This is a genomic window from Carnobacterium divergens DSM 20623, from assembly GCF_000744255.1.
Lineage (GTDB): Bacteria > Bacillota > Bacilli > Lactobacillales > Carnobacteriaceae > Carnobacterium > Carnobacterium divergens.
In genome coordinates, this window is sequence record NZ_JQLO01000001.1 from 18,616 (window position 1) to 41,800 (window position 23,185).

19 protein-coding genes are annotated in these 23,185 nt (G+C 34.6%); 14 read left to right on the top strand and 5 right to left on the bottom strand.

Annotated features, from left to right (window positions below; genetic code table 11):
• Window positions 1-181 precede the first annotated feature (181 nt).
• On the top strand, window positions 182-1,831 hold the full coding sequence (locus BR52_RS00115; protein ID WP_081890670.1) for an ATP-binding protein: 1,650 nt from the start codon (window positions 182-184) through the stop codon (window positions 1,829-1,831).
• A complete protein-coding gene (locus tag BR52_RS00120) occupies window positions 1,828-2,547 on the top strand; it encodes a response regulator (RefSeq protein WP_034568176.1) in 720 nt (239 codons plus the stop codon). Before BR52_RS00115 ends, BR52_RS00120 begins: the two co-directional genes overlap by 4 nt.
• A 36-nt stretch (window positions 2,548-2,583) precedes the next feature.
• Here the strand turns inward: BR52_RS00120 and BR52_RS00125 are convergent, their stop codons facing one another.
• Together BR52_RS00125 and BR52_RS00130 are read right to left on the bottom strand one after the other, a co-directional pair.
• The gene (locus BR52_RS00125; RefSeq protein WP_244266945.1) at window positions 2,584-3,594 is read right to left on the bottom strand and encodes a 2-hydroxyacid dehydrogenase; all 1,011 of its coding nucleotides are present in this window, start codon (window positions 3,592-3,594) and stop codon (window positions 2,584-2,586) included.
• 52 nt (window positions 3,595-3,646) lie between these two features.
• Complete coding sequence (locus tag BR52_RS00130) at window positions 3,647-4,705, bottom strand: AEC family transporter (RefSeq protein WP_034568178.1); 1,059 nt, start codon at window positions 4,703-4,705, stop codon at window positions 3,647-3,649.
• A 360-nt stretch (window positions 4,706-5,065) separates the two neighbouring features.
• Between BR52_RS00130 and BR52_RS00135 the strand changes: the two genes are divergently transcribed.
• Complete coding sequence (locus BR52_RS00135) at window positions 5,066-6,154, top strand: hypothetical protein (RefSeq protein ID WP_034568179.1); 1,089 nt, start codon at window positions 5,066-5,068, stop codon at window positions 6,152-6,154.
• A 64-nt stretch (window positions 6,155-6,218) separates the two neighbouring features.
• Here the strand turns inward: BR52_RS00135 and BR52_RS00140 are convergent, their stop codons facing one another.
• Entirely contained in the window at window positions 6,219-6,704 is a 486-nt protein-coding gene (locus BR52_RS00140) for a hypothetical protein (RefSeq protein WP_034568180.1), read from the bottom strand.
• Window positions 6,701-6,907 carry a helix-turn-helix transcriptional regulator gene (locus tag BR52_RS00145; RefSeq protein ID WP_034568181.1) on the bottom strand — a complete coding sequence of 69 codons (207 nt, stop codon included), beginning with the start codon at window positions 6,905-6,907 and terminating at the stop codon, window positions 6,701-6,703. Before BR52_RS00145 ends, BR52_RS00140 begins: the two co-directional genes overlap by 4 nt.
• Before the next feature lie 265 nt (window positions 6,908-7,172).
• Between BR52_RS00145 and BR52_RS00150 the strand changes: the two genes are divergently transcribed.
• The 6 genes from BR52_RS00150 to BR52_RS12465 all read left to right on the top strand — a co-directional run bounded on the left by BR52_RS00150 (window position 7,173) and on the right by BR52_RS12465 (window position 16,136).
• Window positions 7,173-8,093: an ABC transporter ATP-binding protein gene (locus tag BR52_RS00150; RefSeq protein ID WP_034568182.1), complete on the top strand. Its 921-nt coding sequence runs from the start codon at window positions 7,173-7,175 to the stop codon at window positions 8,091-8,093.
• Window positions 8,090-9,139, top strand: coding sequence for an ABC transporter permease (locus BR52_RS00155; protein ID WP_034568183.1), 1,050 nt, complete (start codon window positions 8,090-8,092; stop codon window positions 9,137-9,139). The genes BR52_RS00150 and BR52_RS00155 overlap by 4 nt, the downstream gene beginning before the upstream one ends.
• A gap of 94 nt (window positions 9,140-9,233) precedes the next feature.
• On the top strand, window positions 9,234-10,013 hold the full coding sequence (locus BR52_RS00160) for a sulfite exporter TauE/SafE family protein (RefSeq protein ID WP_034568184.1): 780 nt from the start codon (window positions 9,234-9,236) through the stop codon (window positions 10,011-10,013).
• 876 nt (window positions 10,014-10,889) lie between these two features.
• On the top strand, window positions 10,890-11,429 hold the full coding sequence (locus tag BR52_RS00165; protein ID WP_034568185.1) for a hypothetical protein: 540 nt from the start codon (window positions 10,890-10,892) through the stop codon (window positions 11,427-11,429).
• 289 nt (window positions 11,430-11,718) lie between these two features.
• A complete protein-coding gene (locus BR52_RS00170) occupies window positions 11,719-15,486 on the top strand; it encodes an MSCRAMM family protein (protein ID WP_051915573.1) in 3,768 nt (1,255 codons plus the stop codon).
• Complete coding sequence (locus BR52_RS12465; protein WP_051915574.1) at window positions 15,483-16,136, top strand: class A sortase; 654 nt, start codon at window positions 15,483-15,485, stop codon at window positions 16,134-16,136. The genes BR52_RS00170 and BR52_RS12465 overlap by 4 nt, the downstream gene beginning before the upstream one ends.
• Window positions 16,137-16,326: 190 nt before the next feature.
• Here BR52_RS12465 and BR52_RS00180 read toward each other — a convergent pair whose 3' ends face one another.
• Complete coding sequence (locus BR52_RS00180; RefSeq protein ID WP_236707153.1) at window positions 16,327-17,448, bottom strand: NAD(P)/FAD-dependent oxidoreductase; 1,122 nt, start codon at window positions 17,446-17,448, stop codon at window positions 16,327-16,329.
• Window positions 17,449-17,582: 134 nt separating this feature from the next.
• Between BR52_RS00180 and BR52_RS00185 the strand changes: the two genes are divergently transcribed.
• The 5 genes from BR52_RS00185 to BR52_RS00205 all read left to right on the top strand — a co-directional run bounded on the left by BR52_RS00185 (window position 17,583) and on the right by BR52_RS00205 (window position 23,145).
• Complete coding sequence (locus BR52_RS00185; protein ID WP_034573311.1) at window positions 17,583-18,479, top strand: DUF7916 family protein; 897 nt, start codon at window positions 17,583-17,585, stop codon at window positions 18,477-18,479.
• A 187-nt stretch (window positions 18,480-18,666) separates the two neighbouring features.
• A complete protein-coding gene (locus tag BR52_RS00190) occupies window positions 18,667-20,721 on the top strand; it encodes a BglG family transcription antiterminator (protein WP_034568187.1) in 2,055 nt (684 codons plus the stop codon).
• Window positions 20,722-20,733: 12 nt separating this feature from the next.
• Window positions 20,734-21,015: a PTS sugar transporter subunit IIB gene (locus BR52_RS00195; protein ID WP_034568188.1), complete on the top strand. Its 282-nt coding sequence runs from the start codon at window positions 20,734-20,736 to the stop codon at window positions 21,013-21,015.
• 21 nt (window positions 21,016-21,036) lie between these two features.
• Window positions 21,037-22,407 carry a PTS ascorbate transporter subunit IIC gene (gene ulaA, locus BR52_RS00200; protein WP_034568189.1) on the top strand — a complete coding sequence of 457 codons (1,371 nt, stop codon included), beginning with the start codon at window positions 21,037-21,039 and terminating at the stop codon, window positions 22,405-22,407.
• Between the two features lie 24 nt (window positions 22,408-22,431).
• The gene (locus BR52_RS00205; protein WP_034568190.1) at window positions 22,432-23,145 is read left to right on the top strand and encodes a transaldolase; all 714 of its coding nucleotides are present in this window, start codon (window positions 22,432-22,434) and stop codon (window positions 23,143-23,145) included.
• The last annotated feature ends 40 nt before the right edge of the window (window positions 23,146-23,185 follow it).

Genomic DNA, 23,185 nt, shown 5'->3' on the forward strand with positions numbered 1-23,185 from the left:
GGATCAAAATTTCGGGAAAACATTCAACTAATTTATGAAAACGAACTTCATTTATTATAGAAGCATTATGTTGATAGTTATTTTAAAATAACAACATAATAATTCGTAGTTCAATGAGTTGCTAATTATCAGACAATTCGGTACTATTGTTAAGAAGAATGCGTAGAGTAGGTGGTATTCAATGGGGAAAAAACAGCGAAAAGAGTCAATGATTAAATATCGAAATAGCCGTAAGCTCTCATTGCAAAGTACGATTATTTTTGTAGTCGTGTGTGCGACGGTTGTATCATTAATTGTATCGGCTATTTTAATTCGCAATTACGTTGTCGAAAAAGAATATGTGAATACGAAAGAAAAGATTGCAACCGTAGCGAATCTGGTTGCTGCAAATACAGAGGTTCAAGGTGGTATTACGGGAACCGTTTCTAACAATACCTTACAAGACTTTTCATTAGAAGTGTCAAAAATGACCAATGTTGATTTTGTAGTTGTTCTAAATAAAGACTTGATTCGGCTTTCTCATCCCGATGCAACAGTAATCGGACAACCCTTTTCAAACTTAGCAGATGCAAAAAAAACACTGTCGGGTAAGGGACATTATTCTGTCCAAGAGGGTGTTTTAGGAGATGGGATTCGTTACTTTAGCCCCGTGAAAAACGATCAAGGAGAGGTAATTGGTGTCGTTTGCGTAGGATTGACACTTGCAACAGTGAATAAAGAAGTGGAAGCAGCTCAAAGTAAGATTCTAATTGGCTTATTGTTAGGATTGATTGTAGGCGTTGTAGGCGCAATCTTCTTAGCTCAAAAAGTGAAATTAATCTTATTCGGTTTAGAACCAAGTGAAATTGCAACTCGTTTAGGTGAAAAAGAAATTATTGAAGACGAGGTTAGTGAAGGAATCGTAGCGATTGATGCCTATAAAAACGTAATGCTAGTGAATCGTGAAGCTACCCAAATGTTCAAAAAAATGAACCTTCAAATGGATGTTGCTGTAAATCAACCACTAGAAGAGCGCTTATACACTGTTTTATTTGAAGAAATTTTTAATACACATGTAAAAATAAAAGATCAAGTTCTTTATTTAAATGGTTTAGAAGTGATTGCAAGTATTGCACCGATGTTTATTGAGGGTAATTTTTATGGAGCAGTGGCCACCTTTAGAGATCAGTCAGAAATGCAACATATGATTCATGAGCTTAGCGGAACGCAACAATATATTGATTCATTACGAGCACAAACCCATGAATTTATGAATAAGATGCATGTAATCTTAGGCTTAATTGAATTACAAAAATATGAGGAAGTAACCGGGTTTATTCAACAGTTAAGCTATGACTACCAAGAAGAAGTTGGATTTGTAACAGAAAAAATCAAAGTCCCTGCAGTAGCAGGCTTTATCCTTGGGAAAATCAACGAGGCAAAAGAGCAAGATGTAGATATTGTGCTAGCCGAAGCCTCTTACTTACCAGAACTTAAAATGGGCAACAGTATTCATATTTTATTGCAAATTTTAGGGAATCTTCTCGATAACGCTAAAGAGGCCGTGATAAATCAAGAGTTAAAAACCGTAGAACTTTTATTGAATTATGATTTAGAAGGAGAAATTTTTATTATTCAAGTAACCGATACAGGTGTTGGTATTCCACTTGAAATAAAAGAAAAGATGTTTAAAAGAGGCTTTTCAACAAAAGGTGAGCATCGTGGTTTCGGCTTAAATCTCATTCAAAAAATTGTGACGAATCATCAAGGATTTATTGAAGTAACGACAAATGAACCACAAGGAACACGTTTTTATATTGAATTACCGTATGAAATGGGGGAAGAAGAGTGACCAAAGTCTTAATAATTGAAGATGATCCGATGGTAGCGATGTTGAATCAGCAATACATTCAACAGCTTTCGGCAGTTGAAATCGTTGGAAATGTCCGAAACGTTGCAGATGCTAGAGTGATTCTTGATCATGAAACGGTTGATTTGTTGCTATTAGATGTTTACTTGCCGGGGATGACAGGCATTGAGTTTTTAGCAGAACTGCATGAAACAAAAAAAGAACTATCTGTTATCCTAATCACGGCTGCAAATGATGTGGCTACGGTTAAAGAAGCGATATATTATGGTGTGGTGGATTATTTAATCAAGCCATTTACTTTTGAACGCTTTAAAGTAGCCTTTACTAAATACTTGGAGCTAAATAAGGTGTTTCAAGAAGATGAAAAAACCAATCAAACGCGTTTAGATAAATTTTTCAATGTAGGTCAGCTTTCAGAGCAACGAGCTACACAAGCACACGAAGACCTACCCAAAGGATTGTCTAAATTAACATTGAAAAAAATTCAAGCTCAAATTAATCAAGAAAAAATTCATTTTTCAACGGAATCACTTGCTAGTAAAGTTGGATTATCTAGAATATCTACCAAAAAATACCTCGCTTTTTTAGCTGAAATTGGCTACCTGACAGAGGAAATGGAATACCGTGAAGTAGGGCGCCCTATCACGCTTTATAAGAAAAATAAAGACCAACAACAAGTCATTGAAAAATATTTATAAAAAAAACGACTCTTTCAATTTGAAAGAGTCGTTTTTTTAAGCCATTGTTGGCAAGGGAACATTGTTTTCAGTTTGTCCTGTTGTTAAAATATCGTTGAAGTTATCAAAACTTGTTTCAATCATGTTTGATAAAGCTTCGTCTGTATTTGAACCGATATGAGGAGTTACAAGAACACGAGGATACATATCGACTAAACGTTGAACAGTTGGACTTGGAAGTGGTTCCCAAGGAGCGAATTCTTTAAAGAATAAGTCTTTTTCATTAGCAAAGACGTCTGTTCCAAAACCGGCTAATTCATTTGCTTCAAGTGCTGCTAAAATGGCATCGTCATCTTGCAATTCACCTCGAGCAGTGTTGATTAAAATGGCATCATTTTTCATTTTTCCTAAAAAGTCTGCATTGATCATTTTATCATTTTTTCCAGGGAAGTAAGGAACGTGCATGCTGACAACGTCACTTTCTGCTAATAAAGTATCTAAATCTTTAAATTCAAGAACTTCTTTTGCAGCATCACTTTCAAAGACATCGTAACCAATTACTTTAGCGCCTAAGCCTTTGAATAATTTTGCTTCAGTTAAACCAATTTTACCCGTTCCGATAATTCCAACGGTACAATTACGAATTTCACGACTAAACATTTCGCTATCAACGATAAAGTTTTTGTTGGCTGTTCTCATGGTAGCGTAAGCGGTGTGGCGTAATAACATCATTGCTAAAGTCAATGAAAGTTCAGCGATTGCATTTGGTGAATAAGAAGGGACACGAGCTACTTCCATATTGTATTCACTAGCTGCTTCTAAATCGATATGATTAAAGCCAACAGTTCTAGTGAATAAATATTTCACACCATATTGGGCCATTTTTTCAATGTTTTGACGATCAGCAACACAGTTTCCACGTAGTAACACAGCTTCGTGATGTTCAGCAGTTTCAATATTGTCATGTGTTAATAAGTCTTCAATCAACGTTAAGTTGAAGTTGTATTTGTTTAAGTTATTGAAGAAAGCTACTTCATTTGGGCGTACTCCGTAACAAGCGATTTGAATAGTCATGATAAATTCCTCCGTTAATTTTTATTTAAAGTTGTTTTAATAAGGTTTAAAATAAGCCAGTTTTACTGATTACTTCTAAAATAACAATCCAGATAGGTGTCATTACAACAGCCGTAACAGTGGAAATTAGAGAAGCATTTGAGGCAAGTAAGGCATCTTTGTCAAAGCTAATGGCATAAGCAGCAGCAACCGTTGCAGTTGGTGTAGCCATCATAATTACGATAGTAGCAAGAGCTTCGTAGCTTACTGGTAAAATATGAGTGACAGTTAATAGAGCTAGTAATACAATGTTAATTGCAGGGACTAAGATTACTTTGACAACACTGTAGTACCAAGAAGTTTTATCAGAAGCAGCTTTTTTGAAACTTACTTCGCCAAGAGTTGAACCAATTGATAACCAAGCAAGAGGTGAAGCAAGTCCAGCAAGATAAGTCATAGGTTTGAATAACCATAATGCAGTTTGGTCGATACGTAGGAACGCAACTTGATGAGCAGCTCCACCATCAATACCAGCAACAGTTACTTGTGGCAAGTAACCTTGGAAAATCCAGATGAAAAGTCCAGCGAATGTAGCGATAACGATTGGGTTTAAGAACATTGTTTTAATATTTTTAAGTTCCATTTTTAAGCCACTCATTTTAATGTAGCCATATGAATAAAGGAAGATACGGTAACCAATGTTAAAGATTGAACTGAACATCACACCAACTGGTCCATAGATTGCACTTACGATAGGTGTTCCAAAGAATGTTGTAGAGCCGAAAATAGTTAAAACACGTAAAGTATCTTGTTTATCTCCTTTGTAGCTAAGGAAAAATGGTTTTGAAACAAAAATCAAAATAATGTAGATTGCAATTCCCCAAATCAAAACGTTCATACCTTGTTTTAATGTGTCAGGATCAATATCTTGCATAAAAGCGTTAAAAGCTAAGGCAGGAAGGGCAACGGTTAAAACGACTTTAGAAAGTAATTTCCCAACTTCTGCTGAAAAAATTCCTTTCTTTCTGCAAAAGAAGCCAAGCATAATGATAAAGACAGTTGAAGTGATAGCACTAATAATATTCATATCGGTTAAAGTAGTTTTGATAATTTCACCAAGGTTCATTTTTTGTTCCTCCAAATTTATAATGTATTTTTAATCACAAACGATTTTGTTATAATTTCAATTGCTTCAAACACGGCCATGTCCTTTGAACACTCTTATCATACTGTGAGTATGTGAAATAGTGAACAATATGTAATTAAGTTAAACTTATGTAACTTACGTAAGTGAAATGAATCACAAATAAACTGCTTTTTTGATATAAAAACGGATTTATCAAAATTTTTATTAACATTTAGTTGAGCATAATAGAACGAATTAGTAAGATTTTTTTAATATTAAGGGATATTGGATGGGTTGCGAAGTTAAATAAGGTATAATAAAAGTATAAAAAGAAGGATGTTATGGGAGGAGACGATAAAAATGAAACAAGTAAAAAATAAAGTAAGTGTTGTGTTGGTAATGATTATGAGTATTTTTGTATTAGCGGCTTGTAACAATGGCAGCGGAGAAGCTACCACATCTAAGAACGATCAGTATGATACAGCGATGCGCGAGGGACAATTAGCAATTAGTAATAAAGACTATACTGAGGCAGAAAAATCATTTGAAAAAGCCTTAAGTTACAAAGAAAAAGATACAAAAGCAACAACCTTCTTAGATCAGACTAAAAATTATGTTAAAGCAGAAAGTGATTTTAAAGCTGAAAAATTAGATCAAGCTAAAACCGAGGCAACGAATGTAGTGAACGAGAAAAAAGGTTCAAAAGATTTAATCAAAGCTGGAGAAAGCCTATTAGCTAAAATAGAAGCTACAACGAATAAAGAGGTCTATCAAGCTTTGTACGATACAAGTAAGAAACAATTTGATGCAGGTAAATTAGACGATGCGGCTGGAACCATTGATGAGTTGTTAGCAAAAGATTTAACTGCAGCTAACTTTAAATCATTAAAACAAGAAGCAGAAGCACTAAAAGTGAAAATCAATCAAGCGCAAGCAGCGTTAGTTAAAGAACAACAGCAACAACAAGTTACAACGAGCTCAAAATATAAAACAGAACGCAATTCTGAACTTGCTGCAACTGAATTTAAAAAAGCAACAGGAAAAGACATCAAACAAGCAACGGACGATGAGATTGCTGCTTGGTTAGCGCAAAAATCAGACAGCGAAAAAGCTACCACTGGAACGATTGACTCTTCTAGCTCGTCAGATAGCAGTGCCGCAAGTAGTGACAGCTCTGCTGCTACAAACCCAGATAGTGAAAAAATAAAAATTATTACAGCAGTATCAGGTTTGACTGGCTATTCGTATACAGATAATCAATACTATGTAACCAAAGAAAATGCTGATTTGTTCCAAGTTGAAATCAGACATGCTCATACCGTAGATGGAACTGAAATTTCAAATATGGTTGGAATGTTCCAATACACGCCTTCAACTGGAGGTTTGGAAAAAATGGATCCAATTACTGGTGAATATGGTCCTTTCAAGAAAGACAATACAGGTGTTTAATTAAATGCATAAAAAAACAACGGATACAAAAGTTTTAAAGACTTTTGTGTCTGTTGTTTTTTGTTTAGAGCTCTAATAATTGCCGTTCCATTTTTTTAACCCCATGTTGATAGACTATTTTTAATAGGAAATACATTAGAAAAGGTGCGGAAACAATCATTGGGAAGAGTAGAATTGCCAAGACTAACGAATTAATCTTTAAAATAAAGAGCAAATCTAGACCTAAGCCTAAACAGGTGATGGGCAGAACAAGTAGCGTAAAAATAGCCGATACGATTGGTGGCACGATGGCTTGTTTGGCCAAATAAAAACAAATATAAGCATTCGCTATACAAATGGGTAATACAAATAGCTGAAAATAAGTGAGGGGAACAGTGTAACCCCAATGGGTTTTTAAAGTATCTAATAGAATGGAACCTATGATAGCAGTCAGTAGTAATCCCGTGAAACTAATTTCTAAAGCTTTTAGGTATTCTTTTGACTCTCGTTCATCAAGTGCTTCATCTTCCTTCTTATTGAAACCTTTAATCAATAATTGTACGAATGTCATATTTTATCGGACTCCTTCCAAAATAAAGCATCTAATTTTTGTTCCAAAGCGTAACAAATGGCTAAACAAAGGTGTAAAGAGGGATTGTATTTTCCCAATTCAATCAAGCCAATTGTTTGCCTAGTAGCTCCTACAAGTTGAGCTAGTTCTTGTTGTGAAAGATCTTTGTCAATTCGTGCTTGTTTTAAATTTAAATTTTTCATCTACTTCCAACTTTCTAATCATAAAAAAAAAAATAGTATTTATAGTTAAAGTATACAACAACTTCAATATAAAGCAATATATATATTGCTTTATTGTTTTCAAATCTTAAGATAAAATTAGCAAAAAACAATAAAAATAAAGAAACTATCTTTGTTATTATAAAATAGGTCTTAAGCAGTAGACAAAGTTCCAACTAGAGATTGTTATGTATGAGTTAGAAGTTTGTTATACTTAAAATATCATGAAAAGAATGGAGGAGGAGCTATGGAAGAAAAAGTTTTGGTTGCAAATGGTTTAACAAAGCGAGTTGGAAATAAGGTTATTGTTGAAAATGTTGATATCACAGTTCAAAAAGGTGAAATTGTTGGGTTATTAGGGCCGAATGGAGCAGGTAAAACCACGATTATCAGAATGTTGACAGGCTTAATTAGTCGCAATAAGGGGACTGTTGAAATTGCATCGAATGATTTAGATAAAGAGTTTAACAAGTGTATGGAAAATATTGGAGCAATTATTGAGAACCCAGAATTTTATAAATATTTATCTGGATGGGAAAATTTAAAACAATTTGCACGAATGAGTCCACGGAGAATAACTGATGAGGTGTTGATGGAAGTTGTGACGAGAGTTCGTTTGACGGAAGCTATTCATCAAAAAGTAAAGACATATTCTTTAGGTATGCGTCAACGTTTAGGAATCGCCCAAGCGATTCTACATCAACCAGCTCTTTTAATTTTAGACGAGCCGTTAAATGGTTTAGATCCTAAAGGAATGTATGATTTTAGGAAACTAATTGAAGAAATCGCTAAGGAAGGAACGAGTATCTTGATTTCCAGTCATCTTCTATCAGAGATGGAATTGCTTGCCGATCGAATTATGATTATTGAACGTGGGAAAGTAACCCATATCGAAAATTTAGCTGAAACGACTTCAAGCAATGGTCGCGTTCAAGTAACCATTGAAACGCCTCAACAAGCCCAATTGCAAAAAGAAATTGCGTTAATGGGATTGTCCATTGTCCAAACAGCTGGAGACACCTTGACAATTGAAATTGAAAGAGATCAAATTCCCGCATTGATTGAGCATGGTGTTCAAGTTGGGATATCTTTCTACGGCATCACACCACATAAGGCGAATCTTGAAGAGCGATTTTTAGAACTCACTAAAGGAGGCAGCTTAAAATGATAAATTTGGTTGTGAATGAAACGAGAAAATTAATCTTTAGAAAATCATTTTATGTATACCTTGCTTTAATCTTCGTGTTAACTTTAGCTGCTGGAAGTTTACAAGTTTATTTTTCTCAACAATCAGCAGAATATACAGTTGAAGAAAATGGGAAATCTGTAACAAAAACACTGAAAAAAGATGAACCACTTTTTACTTTTGATGACGAGGGAAAACCAGTTACCAACCTAGAAGATGCGATGTTACTTAGTCGTGATCGCTATTTAATAGCGTCTAAAAAAGATAAACTAGAACATCCGGAAGAGCTAAAAAGTGCTAAAAATGAACTTGCTTATTATGAGAAATACTATGAAAGTGGTGTCACTCCTATTACATCAAATAATGGTGGGCAATCAGCAGGATCTTTCTTTGCAAGCTTGGCAGGTATGTTAAGTATTGTGAATATGGTTGTAGTAATCGTTGCAAGTATTTCAGTTGCATCTGAATTCAGTGATGGAACAATTAAATTACTATTGATTCGTCCATTTAAACGCAGTCAGATTTTACTATCTAAATTTATTGTCTGTTTGTTATTTGGAGCATTCGTCACATTGTTTACGATGCTTAGCGCAGGAATTGTAGGATTGATTTTATTCCCAGTACAATCATTTATGTTGCCGGCTTCAGCAAGTTTAGGAGCTGTCTCTGCAATAAAAGCAGCTGGAATGTTGGCTGCTACAAACTATCTACTAATTGTTTTTTATAGTGCAATTTCATTAATGATTTCAGCTGTTTTCCGTTCACAAGCATTAGCTGTTGGAATTGGAATGTTAACGGTCTTTGCTAGTTCAATCATTAATGGAATGTTAATGATTGCTATTCCAAAATGGCCTATTTTAAAATGGAGTATTTTTAATCTATTAAATGTAAATACTTTCTCACAAGGTGGCGTGATGCCAGGAGAATTAAGTTTGATGCAAACTAGTATTGCATTACTAGGATATAGTTTAGTCATTTATCTAGCAACGACATTTATTTTTAAGAAAAGAGATATTGCATTGACTTAAGAAAATAAGTAGAATTTTATTTTTAATTACTGAATAATAGAAGGAAAAATGATAGGATAATAAATAAGAGTGTTTGATGAAGGAGAGGTTAAACATGACGGGACTTATTTATTTTCTTATCATTATTTTTGCGAATACGATAGGAGCTATTTCAGGTATGGGTGGCGGTGTAATTATTAAGCCACTGTTAGATGCAATTGGTGCTCATAGTTTAAGTGCTATTTCGTTTTATTCAAGTATTGCTGTTTTTACAATGGCAATTGTCTCGACTATTAAGCAACTAAATAATGGTATTAAGGTTCAGCTTATTCCTGTACTTACTTTATCGATAGGCTCAGTTATAGGTGGATTTTTAGGTAATGAATTGTTTGAGGGAGCTTTGCGTTTATTTGGTGGAGAAGTACGTGTCCAGTGGTTGCAGATTTTAGTAACAATCGCATCTTTACTTTTTGCACTGCTTTATACTAAAAAAAAATGGAAACCACTTGCCTTTCAGTCAGTACTTGTTTATCTTTTGGTAGGCGCGTTTTTAGGTGGATTATCAACTTTTTTAGGTATTGGTGGTGGTCCAATAAATGTAGCTATATTGATGCTTTTCTTTGGATTAGATATTAAGGATGCCACTGTGTACTCGATTATTACGATTTTCTTTTCACAGCTTGCTAAATTAGGCATTATTGGTATTTCTGGAAGATATAGGCACTATGATTTAACGATGTTGTATTGGATTATCCCTGCAGCGATTGTAGGTGGTTTTATGGGGGCTAAATTAAGTGGACTATTTTCTGAACAAGTTGTTTTAAAAATCTATCAAGTTGTTGTTATTTTTGTGATTATATTGAATGGGATAAACGGAATAATGTTGTTAAAGTGAAAAAATTTAAAATCAACAAGTAAATAGGTTATTTTTTCTATTTTAATAAATATTATTATAGTTGTTTTTTTGCATAAGATGGAAATATCTAATGAGTAATAAATTGAAATGGAATTCCATTTTTATGATTCATGTGTATTGTTTGTTATTCTAATTGTTTATAAGATAGTTGATATGAAAAAAAAGCAATCTGAGGATGTAAATTCCACATCAGATTGCTTTTTTTTCATTTTAATTTGAAGAGCACTGGGAATACTTAAATGAAAAAACATGTCAAAAAAGAGATAGTTGTTATTTTTTTTTGAATAATTGAAATGTTTTTCTTCTCTTTTTTATTAAAATAATCAAATTTTATATTAAAATATATTTAATTTTAAATTAAATTTAACTTGCAGTAGTTGGAAACCTCTGTTATGCTTTGTATGAAGATAGCATTTTAGCTATCTAAAATTACAAGCAGATAGAAAATAGTATATAAAATCAGAGAGAAACCAAGACACTCTCAAAGGCTACCAACCTTTGGTCGACGTGTTTTGGCGAACTCTAAACATAGGATTAGTATGTTTAGGTGTCAATCTCCCTTTGTAACTATTAATAGTCACTGAAAGTAGTATAACACATTTATAAGACAATTTTGTATTAAAACTCAAAATGGAATTTTTTGATAATTAAAATTCTTGGAGATTTAAATACTTTATTTGTTATGTTTTTTGTGATACATTTCAGAATGATTTTTAATAGAACAGAAGGTAGTAGTCACTAAGATATAGTGATTGCTGCCTTTTTTTATTTGCTTGTTAAAGGTTAATGGAGGTGATTTGTTTGTAGTAGCACAATGAGCTGTTATTAAGAGAAATGGAAAGGGGGGGCGCGAGATTGAGGGTTAAAAATTTTGAAATGAATAGTGGAAATATTCAAAAATATGGCTATTTGGTCCACTGTTTTTCTGGAGAGCAGCTTTTTGTTAAGGAGGCAAGCCTTGAATTAAGGCAGAATATTTTTGGGAGCAACGACTATAAAGTTGTAAAGTCATTTAAGATAGCTGATTGTTATTCAAATATTCAAAAAGTAATGGATAAGGATAGACAAGTAATTGCTAGAAGAACAATCGGTGGAAAACTCTATTATACTGGAAAAGGAACTTGCTCAATAGAGCTAAGTGCTCAGGTAACATCAAAGAAAAAGCAACTTTTTCAAAAAAATGAACGTAAACAATTACAAGCAAAGCTAAAAAATAATCCTGCTGTTAAAGAAGTTGTATTTTATAATTTGAGCTTACAAAATCGAAAATTAGTCAACTATGTGTTGAAGAAATCTGGGGCAGATAAAGTTATTTTTGAAGATGTAGAGGAAATAACGATTGTTAGTACAATTCCTCGAAGTAAAATTAAGTACATTTTTAATTTTGACATATAAACCAAGCGTCCCCTGTCAAGATCTTAAAGTAAGTAATAGTCTATATTACTGAAAGTAAAAAGTGAATAACCAGTCAGCGACATTTTGACTGCTTTCGTTATCAGTGCAGCTCTAAGGCGAAAGGGAGGACCTACATAAAAAAGGTGTGCTGCGTACATGCAAGAACTTGATAAGTATTCTATCTTGCTAGAGTTTGAGGTTACGATTGCTATAAACCTTACGTGTTCTATTTATGAACCAACTTATTTTAATTACGTACACACATTAAATGAAAAAGGAGTCAATCAATATGAGAAAAAAGCTTAGTCAATTAACAACGATTATTATTTTATTTTTAACTTTAAATACAACTTTTGTTCCCTCTGCGTTGGCAGTGAGTGATGAATTAAAGAACGAAACACAAGAGCAGGTGATAGAAACTGAAACGAGTCATCCTGAAACGGAAGATCCTCCTTTGAAACAGGAAGTGAATGAATCAGATAATCAGGTGCAGCCTGAAGATACAGATTTAAATACAGATAAAACAAAAATTAACTATCCTATCATTGGGTATAATACTCGAAGTACTGGAGTAATGGCAGATAAATTTCCACAATATTATGTAGCCAGTAGAAATGGTGTAGTTGCAAGTCAATCTGTATTTGGTTATTTTGAAGTGGATGGTCAAGTAGCGTATTGTGTTCAGCCAGATGTCCTATTTGCAGATGGAAATTTCACTCCACAAACAAGTTTTGCAGGGATATCAGAAAGTCAAGCTAGTCGAGTTAATGAGATTGTAAACTTCGGTTCAGGTGGGGCAGGAACAGCGGGTTTTTCAAGAGAATTTTTTATTACAACTCAAGTAATGGTTTGGGAAGCCTTAGGTTGGAACATTGAAATTAGTATGCCAGGCCTTGCTGAGTATCGAAATCAAATAGAAAATGCTATTAATCATTATCAAACAATTCCATCAATTAATCAGTCTACACAATCAGTAGTCGTAAATGAGAAAAGCTCATTTGCAGATACAAAAGGTGTTTTAAGCCACTATCGTATTGCTAGTGATGGAACCAATTCAGGTGCTAAAATCAATGGAAATGCTCTTGAAGTAACCCCTAAAGTGACGTCAACTAATGGAACGATTACTTTAGTAAGAGATCGTCCTTATTCAGGCTCACAATATTTTTGGGTAAATCCAGGCTCACAAACAGTTACTACCGGTGGGAATAATAATCCGATTACAATCAGAGTTAATTTAAATGTCATCAAAAATGGTCATGTAAAATTAATGAAAAAAAGAGAGGATGGAGAACTTATTCCGGGAGCCATTTTCCGTTTAACTTATAATGGTCAAACGAAAGAAGTAACAACAAATGCTAAAGGTGAAGCTGAATTAAAAGATGTATTAGATGGAACTGAAGTTACCGTTCAAGAAATTAAAGCAGCATATGGATATGTCATCAACCGCACTCCGCAAAAAGTTATTATTAAAGCGAATAAAACAGCCACGTTAACATTTAACAACAAACGCCAACGTGGTGTGGCAAGAATTCATAAAAAAGATTCAGAAACAGGAGATCATCCACAGGGGGCAGCTACTCTAAACGGCGCAGTCTACGGACTGTTCAAATCCGATGGGACTAAAATAAAATCGATTACGTTAAGCCCTAAAGCAGGCATTGTCCAAGGTGAAATCAAAGATTTATATCTAGGGAGTTATTATTGGTTAGAAGAAAAAGCTCCTGTTGGCTATAATTTAAATCCCAATAAAATTCCATTTACAATTGAATATGCAGGTCAAGAAGTAGCGGAATCGATTAAAATGATTGAAGCTAAGGAAGACGTTATTAAAGGTAACATCGATGGCTATAAAGTCGGGAACAAAACCTTACTGAATAACGACTTAACAATTAATCCAGACATAAAACCGCCACTATCTAATGTAGAAATTACAGCAACTTCAAAAACAACTGGTATTGCCTACTCAACTTTAACCGATAAAGATGGTTATTTTATACTGAAACAATTACCCTATGATACGTATAAAATTACTGAAACAAAAGGCAAAGAAGGCTATAAATTATTTGTCCCTTTTGAAGTTAAAATTGAAAAGCAAGGCTACACACATCATTATGTATTAGAAGATAAAGTGATTGAGTCAAAAATTCAAGTTTTCAAAGTAGATAGTGAAACAAACAAAACCATTCCTCGCAGCGGGGCTAAGTTTAAAATTTTTGACCGTAAAGCAACTCAATGGGTAGAAATGCTAAAACCAAATTCAGTTGAGAAAACCACTATTTTTGAAACAAATGAAGAAGGGTACCTTGTTACTTCTGAAATGTTAAAATGGGGCGAAAAGCGATATGAATTACATGAAATAGAAGCTCCAGAGGGCTATGTATTAGCCAAAGAGCCTGTCGTTTTTTCCGTATTAGAAATGAATGCCGATGGTATTATTGTGATTAAATTCAAAAATGACAATCAAAAAGGAAAAGTGAACCTGCATAAAAATATCCAACAAGCCTCTGAGGTGAAAGAAAAAGACAGTGAGTTTGGAAAATTAACAGAAATTAATTATACGCTACAAAATGGCGAAGGCTTTGAATTCAAAATTCGTCCAGCTAAAGACATTATTACACCTGATGGAACAGTTCGTTATAAAAAAGGTGAATTTATTCAAGTAGATAAAACAGATTTTATTTTAAAAACAGATGCATCAGGAAATGCAGAATCACCAGAATTTCTCTATATTGGAGAATATGAACTTGTAGAAACAAAAGCTCCTTATGGCGTAGTGAAATTAAAAGAGCCTATTAAATTTGAAATAAAGTATCAAGGGCAATTGATTGATTTGACGAGTGCATCAGTAAAAGCGGATAACTATTTGCAAAAAATTGATGTTTTAGGCTACAAACAACAAGAAACAGTAACAGAATGGAAAGACAATTCACCGGTAATTCAGTTAGAAGCAGCCAATAATGGCCAAGTGTTTGCTCTAAAAAACACACATGAATTAGTAGTTGGTGATGTAGCGATTCCCGCAGATACAACGCTAAATTACGCAGTTGTAAAAGATGGAATCGTGAAATTCGAGGATATTTTGTTGCCAAATGTAGATGGTAACTATTACATTCAAGAAGTGGACAGTAAAGCAAACCATATTCTTGATACCCATCACTATCCATTTGAATACAAAGCTTACAATAATGAAGACAAACAAACTATCCATGTGTGGAAAGATTCCTTTGCAGTTGATAAAAATGCATTGACTAAACAAGTTCGTAATCAATTAATCAACGAATTATTCAAAACAAATGTATCCTTTAAAAAAATCAATGAATCCGCAACTCTTAAACCAAATGAAGGTTATGTCTACGCATACGATCAAGTTGGAAAAGGAGCTACATTTGAATTGTTGGATGAAGCTGGAAAAGTGATTCAAACTACTCAAACAGATGATGAAGGTATGGCTAGTTGGAAAGAACTGATTGTTGGTACGTACTATCAAAGAGAAGTAAAACCTTCTGATCAAAGTCATGTCTTAAATACAGAAAAATTAAAAATCATTGTTACGAAAGAAAAAATCAGTCTATTTAATGAAAAAGGGACTTTATTAAATGAAATGGATGTAACTGAAAATGAAGAGGTATTCCCTTTAATTGAGTTAAAAAATGAGCATGTTAAAGGAATTGTGGAGCTATCAAAAAGTGATGTTTCTACAGGTGAAGTTTTACCGAATACAGGAATTAAAATTCTTGATAAGGACAACCAAACAGTCGTAGAAGGCAGAACCGATGAAAATGGCAAATTTACCTTTGAGAACTTACCAGATGGGGAATATGCCTTTGTAGAGTTCGATGCACCAGAAGGATATTTGATTGATGAAACGCCAGTACTATTTACCATTAAAAATCATGGAGAAATTGTTAAATGTCAAATGACAAATAAACGTAAGCCGCTTGTTTCGTCAGGAGTAAACAATCCTCAAGTTACAAAATTGGTATTAGGAAGTTTAATGATAAGTGCAATCAGTGGTGTTTTTGTTTTTGAGCGAATTCGTAAAAGAATCAAAAAATGAAAGAAGCCATTAAATTTGTATGTAAAGCAGCAATAGTCTTTTTATTGTTGCTTTTCCTATATAAGAATTATCAACAAACAAAATTACCACAGATTGGACTGACTCAAAATGAATATAAAGAAGTCATACAAAAAAATAGAGCTAGTGATGAAACTCAAAATGAATATGTAACCTCTAAAAAACAACAACTTTCGTTAACAGGGGTCATTGTGATTCCAACCTTAGATCTAGAAATGGGAATCAAAGAATATAGCGATAATCAACAGCTATTTAATCAAGGGATGAGTGAAACTGCAATTGAATACAAACCCCGGCAAGTAATGGGAGAGAAGAACTATACGTTGATTAGTCACAATTATTTAAATACCTTTGATAAACTACTCTCTATCAAAGAGGGCAGTTTAATTTATGTAACTGATTTTCAAAAAGTATACGAATACCAAACAGAAGAAGCTTATAGAATTAATGAAGCAGATTCATCGGTTGTTAATGACCAGGCTAAAAAAGAAATCACATTGATAACATGTGTGGGAGAAGTCGGAACTGTTTGGCGGTGGATTGTGAAAGGCAAGCTAGTGAAAAGTTATGATGTGTCAAATGTCTCTCCAGAAATTAGGAATGTTTTTAGTAAAGGTTCACTAGGGAAATAGATTTTATAGATGTAGTAAAAAGTATGACCACTATGTAACAAGAAACGAAAAAACGTTATCTAAAAAATTTCCAAATATGGAACTTTTAGATAACGTTTTTACATATAGTTATTAGATGATGTTTTTTATTTAAAGCAATTTGGATTGTGTAAAATGTAAAAATAACAAATTTGTTAGACAAAAAAGGGAATTACTTATTTTCCCGATCAACAACATAATCAGCAACTGGATAATCTGCAAAATCCAATTCCGTTTCTTCTTGGTGAATTGCTTGCGCGAGCATTTTTCCAATAATAGGTCCAGTTGTTAAACCAGAAGAACCTAATCCACTTGCAACATAGAGTTGAGGACATTCTGAGACTTGACCAAAAAAAGGTGAAAAGTCAGAGGTATAGGCTCTTGTACCGACCTTGGTGGATACTTGAATTGCTTGCTTTAATGAAGGAGCTAATTCACTTGCTTCGGCTAGCATTAATTTCAGCTCTGGTGCTGTGGGTGTTAAATCATAGCCTTTATCATTTTCGTGAGTTGCTCCTACGATGATTTTGCCGTTATTAAAAGGAATAATATCCTTTTCGCCATCTGGCATCACCACAGGCCAGTTCGTAGTTTCTTCAGGAATGTCTAAACAAAGAAGCTGTCCTTTTTGTGGGCGAATATCTACTGTAAAGCCAAGCGGTTCTAATAGTTCAGGCAACCAAGCGCCCACGGCAAGAACGACCTGTGTATATTTCTTCGATTGAACAAAAAGCTGATTTTCTGCGTCAATTGTTAAAGCAACCTTTCCTTGTTGAAAAGTTGCGCCTAATTCAACGGCTTGCTCAATGAGTTTTCTAGTCAGCAATTCGCCATCTACTCGAGCGCCCCCACTTGCAAATAAAGCCGCCTGTGAGCTATTCAAAATCGGTACGTAATCGTGTAACTGATCGCTAGCAACAATCGTTAAATCCCCTATTTCAGGAGCCGTTTCTCTACGTTCTTTTGCTAATTTTTCTAATTTTAAAAGCAACTTTTCATTTTTCTTGAATAACAACGTTCCCACTTGTTGATAAATGGCTGAGTCCGTTAAAGATTCTCCAAGATCCGTCATTAATTCAGGATAAAATTTTGCCCCACTTGCTGCTAAGTGGTACCATTTTTTATTTCGTCTTTGAGAGAGCCACGGACAAATGATACCGGCAGCAGCGGCAGTTGCTTGACCTGTGCCTTCATCGTAAATGGTGACGGAATAGCCTTTTTTCGCTAAATAAAAAGCCGTTGTCGCGCCTACGATTCCAGCACCGACGACTGCGATTTCTTGATTTTGAGTCACTATTTTTCCTTCTTTCATCAGTTGATTTTCTAATTTAAGTGTATCATAAAAGTTGAATCAGGAGAAAAGAATATCAAGATGTAAGCGGATTTATGGTAAACTTAAAGCAATCAACGAAAAGTGAGGGGATTTTTATGAAACGTCTATTAAATTGTCATGCTAGTGATTTTGAAAAAATGAGCAAAGAAGAGTTAAAGCAAGCGATTTTAGCCAGTGAAGGCCGGACAGTGTTATCGGAAAACGTAGTGATTTCACAGCCTTTATTAGGGGATTTGACGAATGCAGAAACAGCTGCAGCTTTTGGGGCAGATTTAATTTTATTAAATGTACTGGATGTTTTTAATCCAGTGATTCAAGGGTTGGAACAGGGGCTAAAAGATCCGATTCAAACGTTAAAAAAATTAGTTGGACGACCTGTCGGAGTGAATTTGGAACCAGTCGATGTGACCGCTGAAACTGTGGGAGACTTACTTCAACTTCCGTTAGGACGCAGAGCCACTAAAGAAACTCTTATTAAAGCAAATGAGCTAGGGTTTGATTTTATCTGTTTAACAGGAAATCCATCAACAGGTGTGAGTAATCAAGAGATAGAGGCCGCTATTCTTTTAGCAAAAGAGCATTTTGATGGATTAATTATTGCTGGGAAAATGCATGGAGCTGGCATTTCGGAGTCGGTAGTTGATCAACAATCAATTGAAAATTTTATTGCAAATGGAGCAGATATTATTTTAATGCCGGCCGTTGGAACGGTCCCAGGTTTATTGGAAAGTGAAGTCCATGAGGCAGTGAAATTGATTAAGTCCAAAGGAGCCTTATCTATGCCGGCAATTGGAACCAGTCAAGAAAGTTCAGACCCTCAAACAATCCGAGAATTTGCCTTATCAAGCAAACGAGCTGGTGTGGATATTCAGCATATTGGTGATGCGGGGTATTCAGGTGTGGCAGATCCTGAAAATTTAATGGCCTTATCGATTGCTATTCGTGGGAAACGTCATACGTATTACCGCATGGCTCAATCAATTCGACGTTAATAGAATTAAAAAAAGAAGCTGGAGGATTAGTTCGTAAAAGCTAATCAATCAGCTTTTTTCTTTTTAATTTGCTTATTAAAACAAGCAAAGACCAATCACTTTTAAAAAGGTGGCTATCAATTAAGTCTCAATTAAGATAGAATATGAAAGCGTTTTATTATACTCTAAGGATAAGAGGAGGGCAAGCATGTTAACAAATGAAATCGTTACGTTTATTGATTCATTAATGGAACATGATCATGTATCAGTTAACGCTTTTTCCAGAAAGCAGTCAATCTCTAAGAAAAAAGCACACTATGAAATTCAGCAAGCCAATATGGAACTTTCCAATCTTCAATTACCTACGATTCAATTAGTACAAGGAAAGATTATGATTCCAGAGGGGCTAAAAAGGGAGTGGAGCAACGAACAAAAGCAATTGAATCATCGCGATGTTTTGATGCAAGAAGAGCGTATTTATTTAATTATTCTCTATACATTTATTAAAAAAGAACCTATTTCCCACAGCCATTATCAAGATTTAATGCAGTTAAGTAAAAGTTCTGTCATTTTAGATTTAAAAAAAGTAAGGCAGTTGTGTCAGACAAATAAAGTTGCTTTTAATTATTCAAGAAGCGAGGGTTATGATTTTCAAGGGACAGAAATGGACATCAGAAAATTAGCCGAATATTCTCTTGGGAAGCTTTTACAACTTTCAATTGGAGAATGGATGATTCAGCTGATTTTTAGCAATTGGCAGATAACGTTGCCCATCGATTCAATCAGTGAAAGACTGTATCAAATGGCAAAAAGCTATAAAGTTGAATTTGTATCTGAAAGAATAAAAGAATTTTTATTTCTATTGTGTTTTTTAATAGAGAGAGAGTCTGTGAATGAACCGTTATTTTCGGAAGTGGAGCGGCATTTCATTCAAAGCCAGCCGCTCTATGAACTAGGCGAAAAACTAGCCATTGAATTTTTTCAAGATGAATCAGAAAATGAAGCCATTTTCGTTACAGTACATTTATTAAGTGCTTTACAAGGAACGCAACAGTTTTATAAGGATGAGACTTTACTGAAAGTAACGTACGATATCATCAATCGTGTTCAAATGATTACAGGCAATAATTTTGCGGATAAAAAAGAATTGCAATTGAGCTTATATGAACATTTGGTGCCTGCATATTTTCGGATATTGTTTGATATTCATTTAGAAAATCCTTATGCAAAGCAAATCATGACGGAATATGAGGAACTTTATTATTTAGTTTCAAAAGGACTATTGCCTTTTGAGGAGCTATTAAATAAACCTATTCCAGCAAATGAACTGGCATATTTTACGATTCATTTTGGCGGGCAATTAAAACGGAATCAGCCGATTTCTCGAACTTTAAAAGCGTTGTCGATTTGTCCGAATGGCATCAGTTCATCTTTAATTATGAACCATCAACTAGAAGAATTGTTTCCAATGATTCAATTTAATCGAATTCATGATTTGAAGCAAGCAAAGCAAATTAATGAGCAGGAATACGATATGGTTTTTTCAACGACTTACTTTCACACGACGAAAAAATTATATCTTTCAACCCCCATGTTGAATTACGTAGAGCAAGAGATTTTAAAACGTAAAGTGTTTGATGATTTTGCAATTGAGGCTGTGAACAAATCGATTGAAGTTTCTAATTTAATTAAGATTATTGCTAGAAATGCTACGATTCATCATGAAAAAGAACTTTATGAAGCCTTGTCTCGTTCAATATATGGCGCTGGGTTAAATCAATTATCGGGAGGAAAAGTTTTGACAGAATTATTAGAAGAACGATTTATTCAATTTAGTGATCAAAAGTTGGAGTGGCAAGATGCCATTGCATTAGCAGCAAAACCCTTGAGGGAAGCAGGGTACATTACGGATCAATACATTACCTCAATGATTGACAATGTTCATGACATGGGAGCTTATATTGTGTTGGCACCAAAAACAGCAGTACCGCATTCCAGACCTGAGGATGGTGTCAAAGAACTAGGCATTAGTTTGCTTCATTTGGAGACGGCAGTCGATTTTAACTTAGGAGAAGAACAAGACGACGATCGTCAAGTTCAGTTGATTTTTGTGCTAGCAGCAGTTGATAGTGTGGGACATTTAACAGCGCTAAAACAGCTGTCAGAAATACTGGAAGACGAAGAAAAAATTGACGCCTTGATTGAAACCAAGGATCCTACAACAATGTATAAAAAAATAAAACAAATAATTGAAAAACAATAGGGAGTGCTTAAGATGATTAAAGTCGTAACAGTTTGTGGAAATGGGATTGGAAGCAGCTTAATGTTGAAACTAAAAATAGAAGAAATAGCAAAAGAAAATGGCATTGCAATTGATGCAGAATCAATTGATTCTAATGCTGCAACAGGAAAAGATGCTGATTTATTTGTAACGGTTAAAGAATTTGCCGATATTTTTAAAAATGGCCAAAAAGTTGTTTTTACTAGAAGTTATATGAATAAAAAGAAAATTATAGAAGATGTATTGCCGACTTTAATTGAAATGAATAACAACTAAAAAAGAAGGTAGGGGTAGTAAATGGCAGTATTAGAATTTTTAAAAGATGTATTAAGCGAGCCGGCTATTTTAATGGGCTTGATGGCAATGGTAGGATTGATTTCGCTTAAATCACCCGCACATAAGGTATTAACTGGAACTCTTGGCCCCATTTTAGGATATTTAATGTTAGCAGCAGGAGCAGGGGTCATTTCATCTAATCTTGAACCGTTATCGAAAATGATTGAGGCAGGCTTCCATATTAAAGGCGTTGTGCCTAATAACGAAGCGATTACTTCAGTAGCTCAGGATTTGCTTGGCGTTGAAACGATGACAATCTTAGTATTTGGACTAATCTTTAACTTGTTGATTGCTCGTTTTACGCGCTACAAATATGTGTTTTTAACCGGGCATCATAGCTTCTTTATGGCGTGTTTACTTTCAGCCGTGCTAGGAGCAGTTGGTTTTAGTGGGTGGCAAATGATTTTAGTTGGAGGCTTTTTCTTAGGTGCTTGGAGTGCTATTTCACCAGCTATCAATCAAAAATTCACGTTACAAGTAACCGATGGTGATGAAGTCGCAATTGGTCACTTTGGCAGCTTAGGTTACTTTGTTGCAGGTTCGATTGGGAAATTAGTTGGAAAAGGCAGTCGAAGTACAGAAGACATTAAAGTACCTGAAAAATGGAGTTTCTTGCGAAATACGACGATTTCAACAGCATTGACAATGGTCATTTTTTACTTGATTGCGGCAATTGCGGCAGGTTCTAGTTTTGTTGAAACATTGTCTGACGGTAAGTCGCCGTATCTATATGCAATTATTTGTGGCTTGCAATTTGCAGTGGGCGTTACCATCGTTTATGCCGGTGTACGAATGATTTTAGCCGATTTGATTCCAGCTTTCCAAGGAATTGCTACGAAAATTATCCCAAATGCAGTGCCAGCAGTAGATTGCGCGGTATTCTTCCCATATGCTCCAACAGCGGTTATTCTAGGATTTGTGAGCAGCTTTATCGGAGGATTATTAGGAATGTTTATTTTAGGATTCGCAGGAAGCGTGTTGATTATTCCAGGTTTAGTTCCTCATTTCTTCTGTGGAGCAACAGCCGGCGTGTATGGAAATGCTACTGGTGGACGTCGTGGTGCAGTCTTAGGCGCTTTCGTAAATGGCTTAGGCTTAGCTTTCCTACCTGCATTGTTATTACCCGTTTTAGGTAGTTTAGGATTTAGCAACACCACTTTTGGTGACATCGACTTTGGCGTGATTGGCATTACTCTCGGAAAAGTAGGCGAATTTATGGGAACATTTGGAATTTATGGATTAGTCGGTATTTTGGTAGTTGTTCTAATTTTACCAAGTATTATTCGACCATCAAAAATTGCGATTAACAATGTTGAAATGGACCAAGAATAAATAAAATAAGAAGGAGCGATTTAAATGACACAAGAATTAACAATAAAAGTATACGCAGACGGAGCAGAAATTGATAAAATGGTAGCCGCTTATGAAACGGGTAAAATTACTGGTTTTACAACGAATCCTTCTTTGATGAAAAAAGCAGGGATTACAAGTTATACAGATTTTGCAAAAGCAGCACTAGAAAAAATTACAGATTTGCCGATTTCTTTTGAAGTATTTGCCGATGATTTTGAAACGATGGAAAAAGAAGCCGAAAAAATTGCAAGATTTGGGAAAAATGTGTATGTAAAAATTCCAATTACAAATACAAAAGGAGAGTCTGCAGTACCGTTAATTAAAAAGCTTTCTGAAAAAGGGCTATCCTTAAATGTAACAGCAATTTTAACGATTCAACAAGTCGAAGAAACGGTGGCAGCATTTAAAGAAGGAACAACGAATATTGTTTCCGTTTTTGCAGGAAGAGCAGCTGATACTGGAGTAGATCCAATGCCATTAATGAAGGCATCAGCAAAAGAATGTCATACAAAACCAGGAACGGAATTGCTTTGGGCAAGCTCAAGGGAAGTATTAAATATTTTCCAAGCCCAAGAAACAGGAGCTGATATCATTACATGTACACCAGAAATTATTAACAAAATGTCGATGATTGGCATGGATTTAAATGAACTTTCTTTAGACACTGTTCGAATGTTTAACAGTGACATCAAAACATTAGGATACAGTATCTTATAAAATAAACACAACAAAAAAATAGCTAGCTTATCTTTTTATG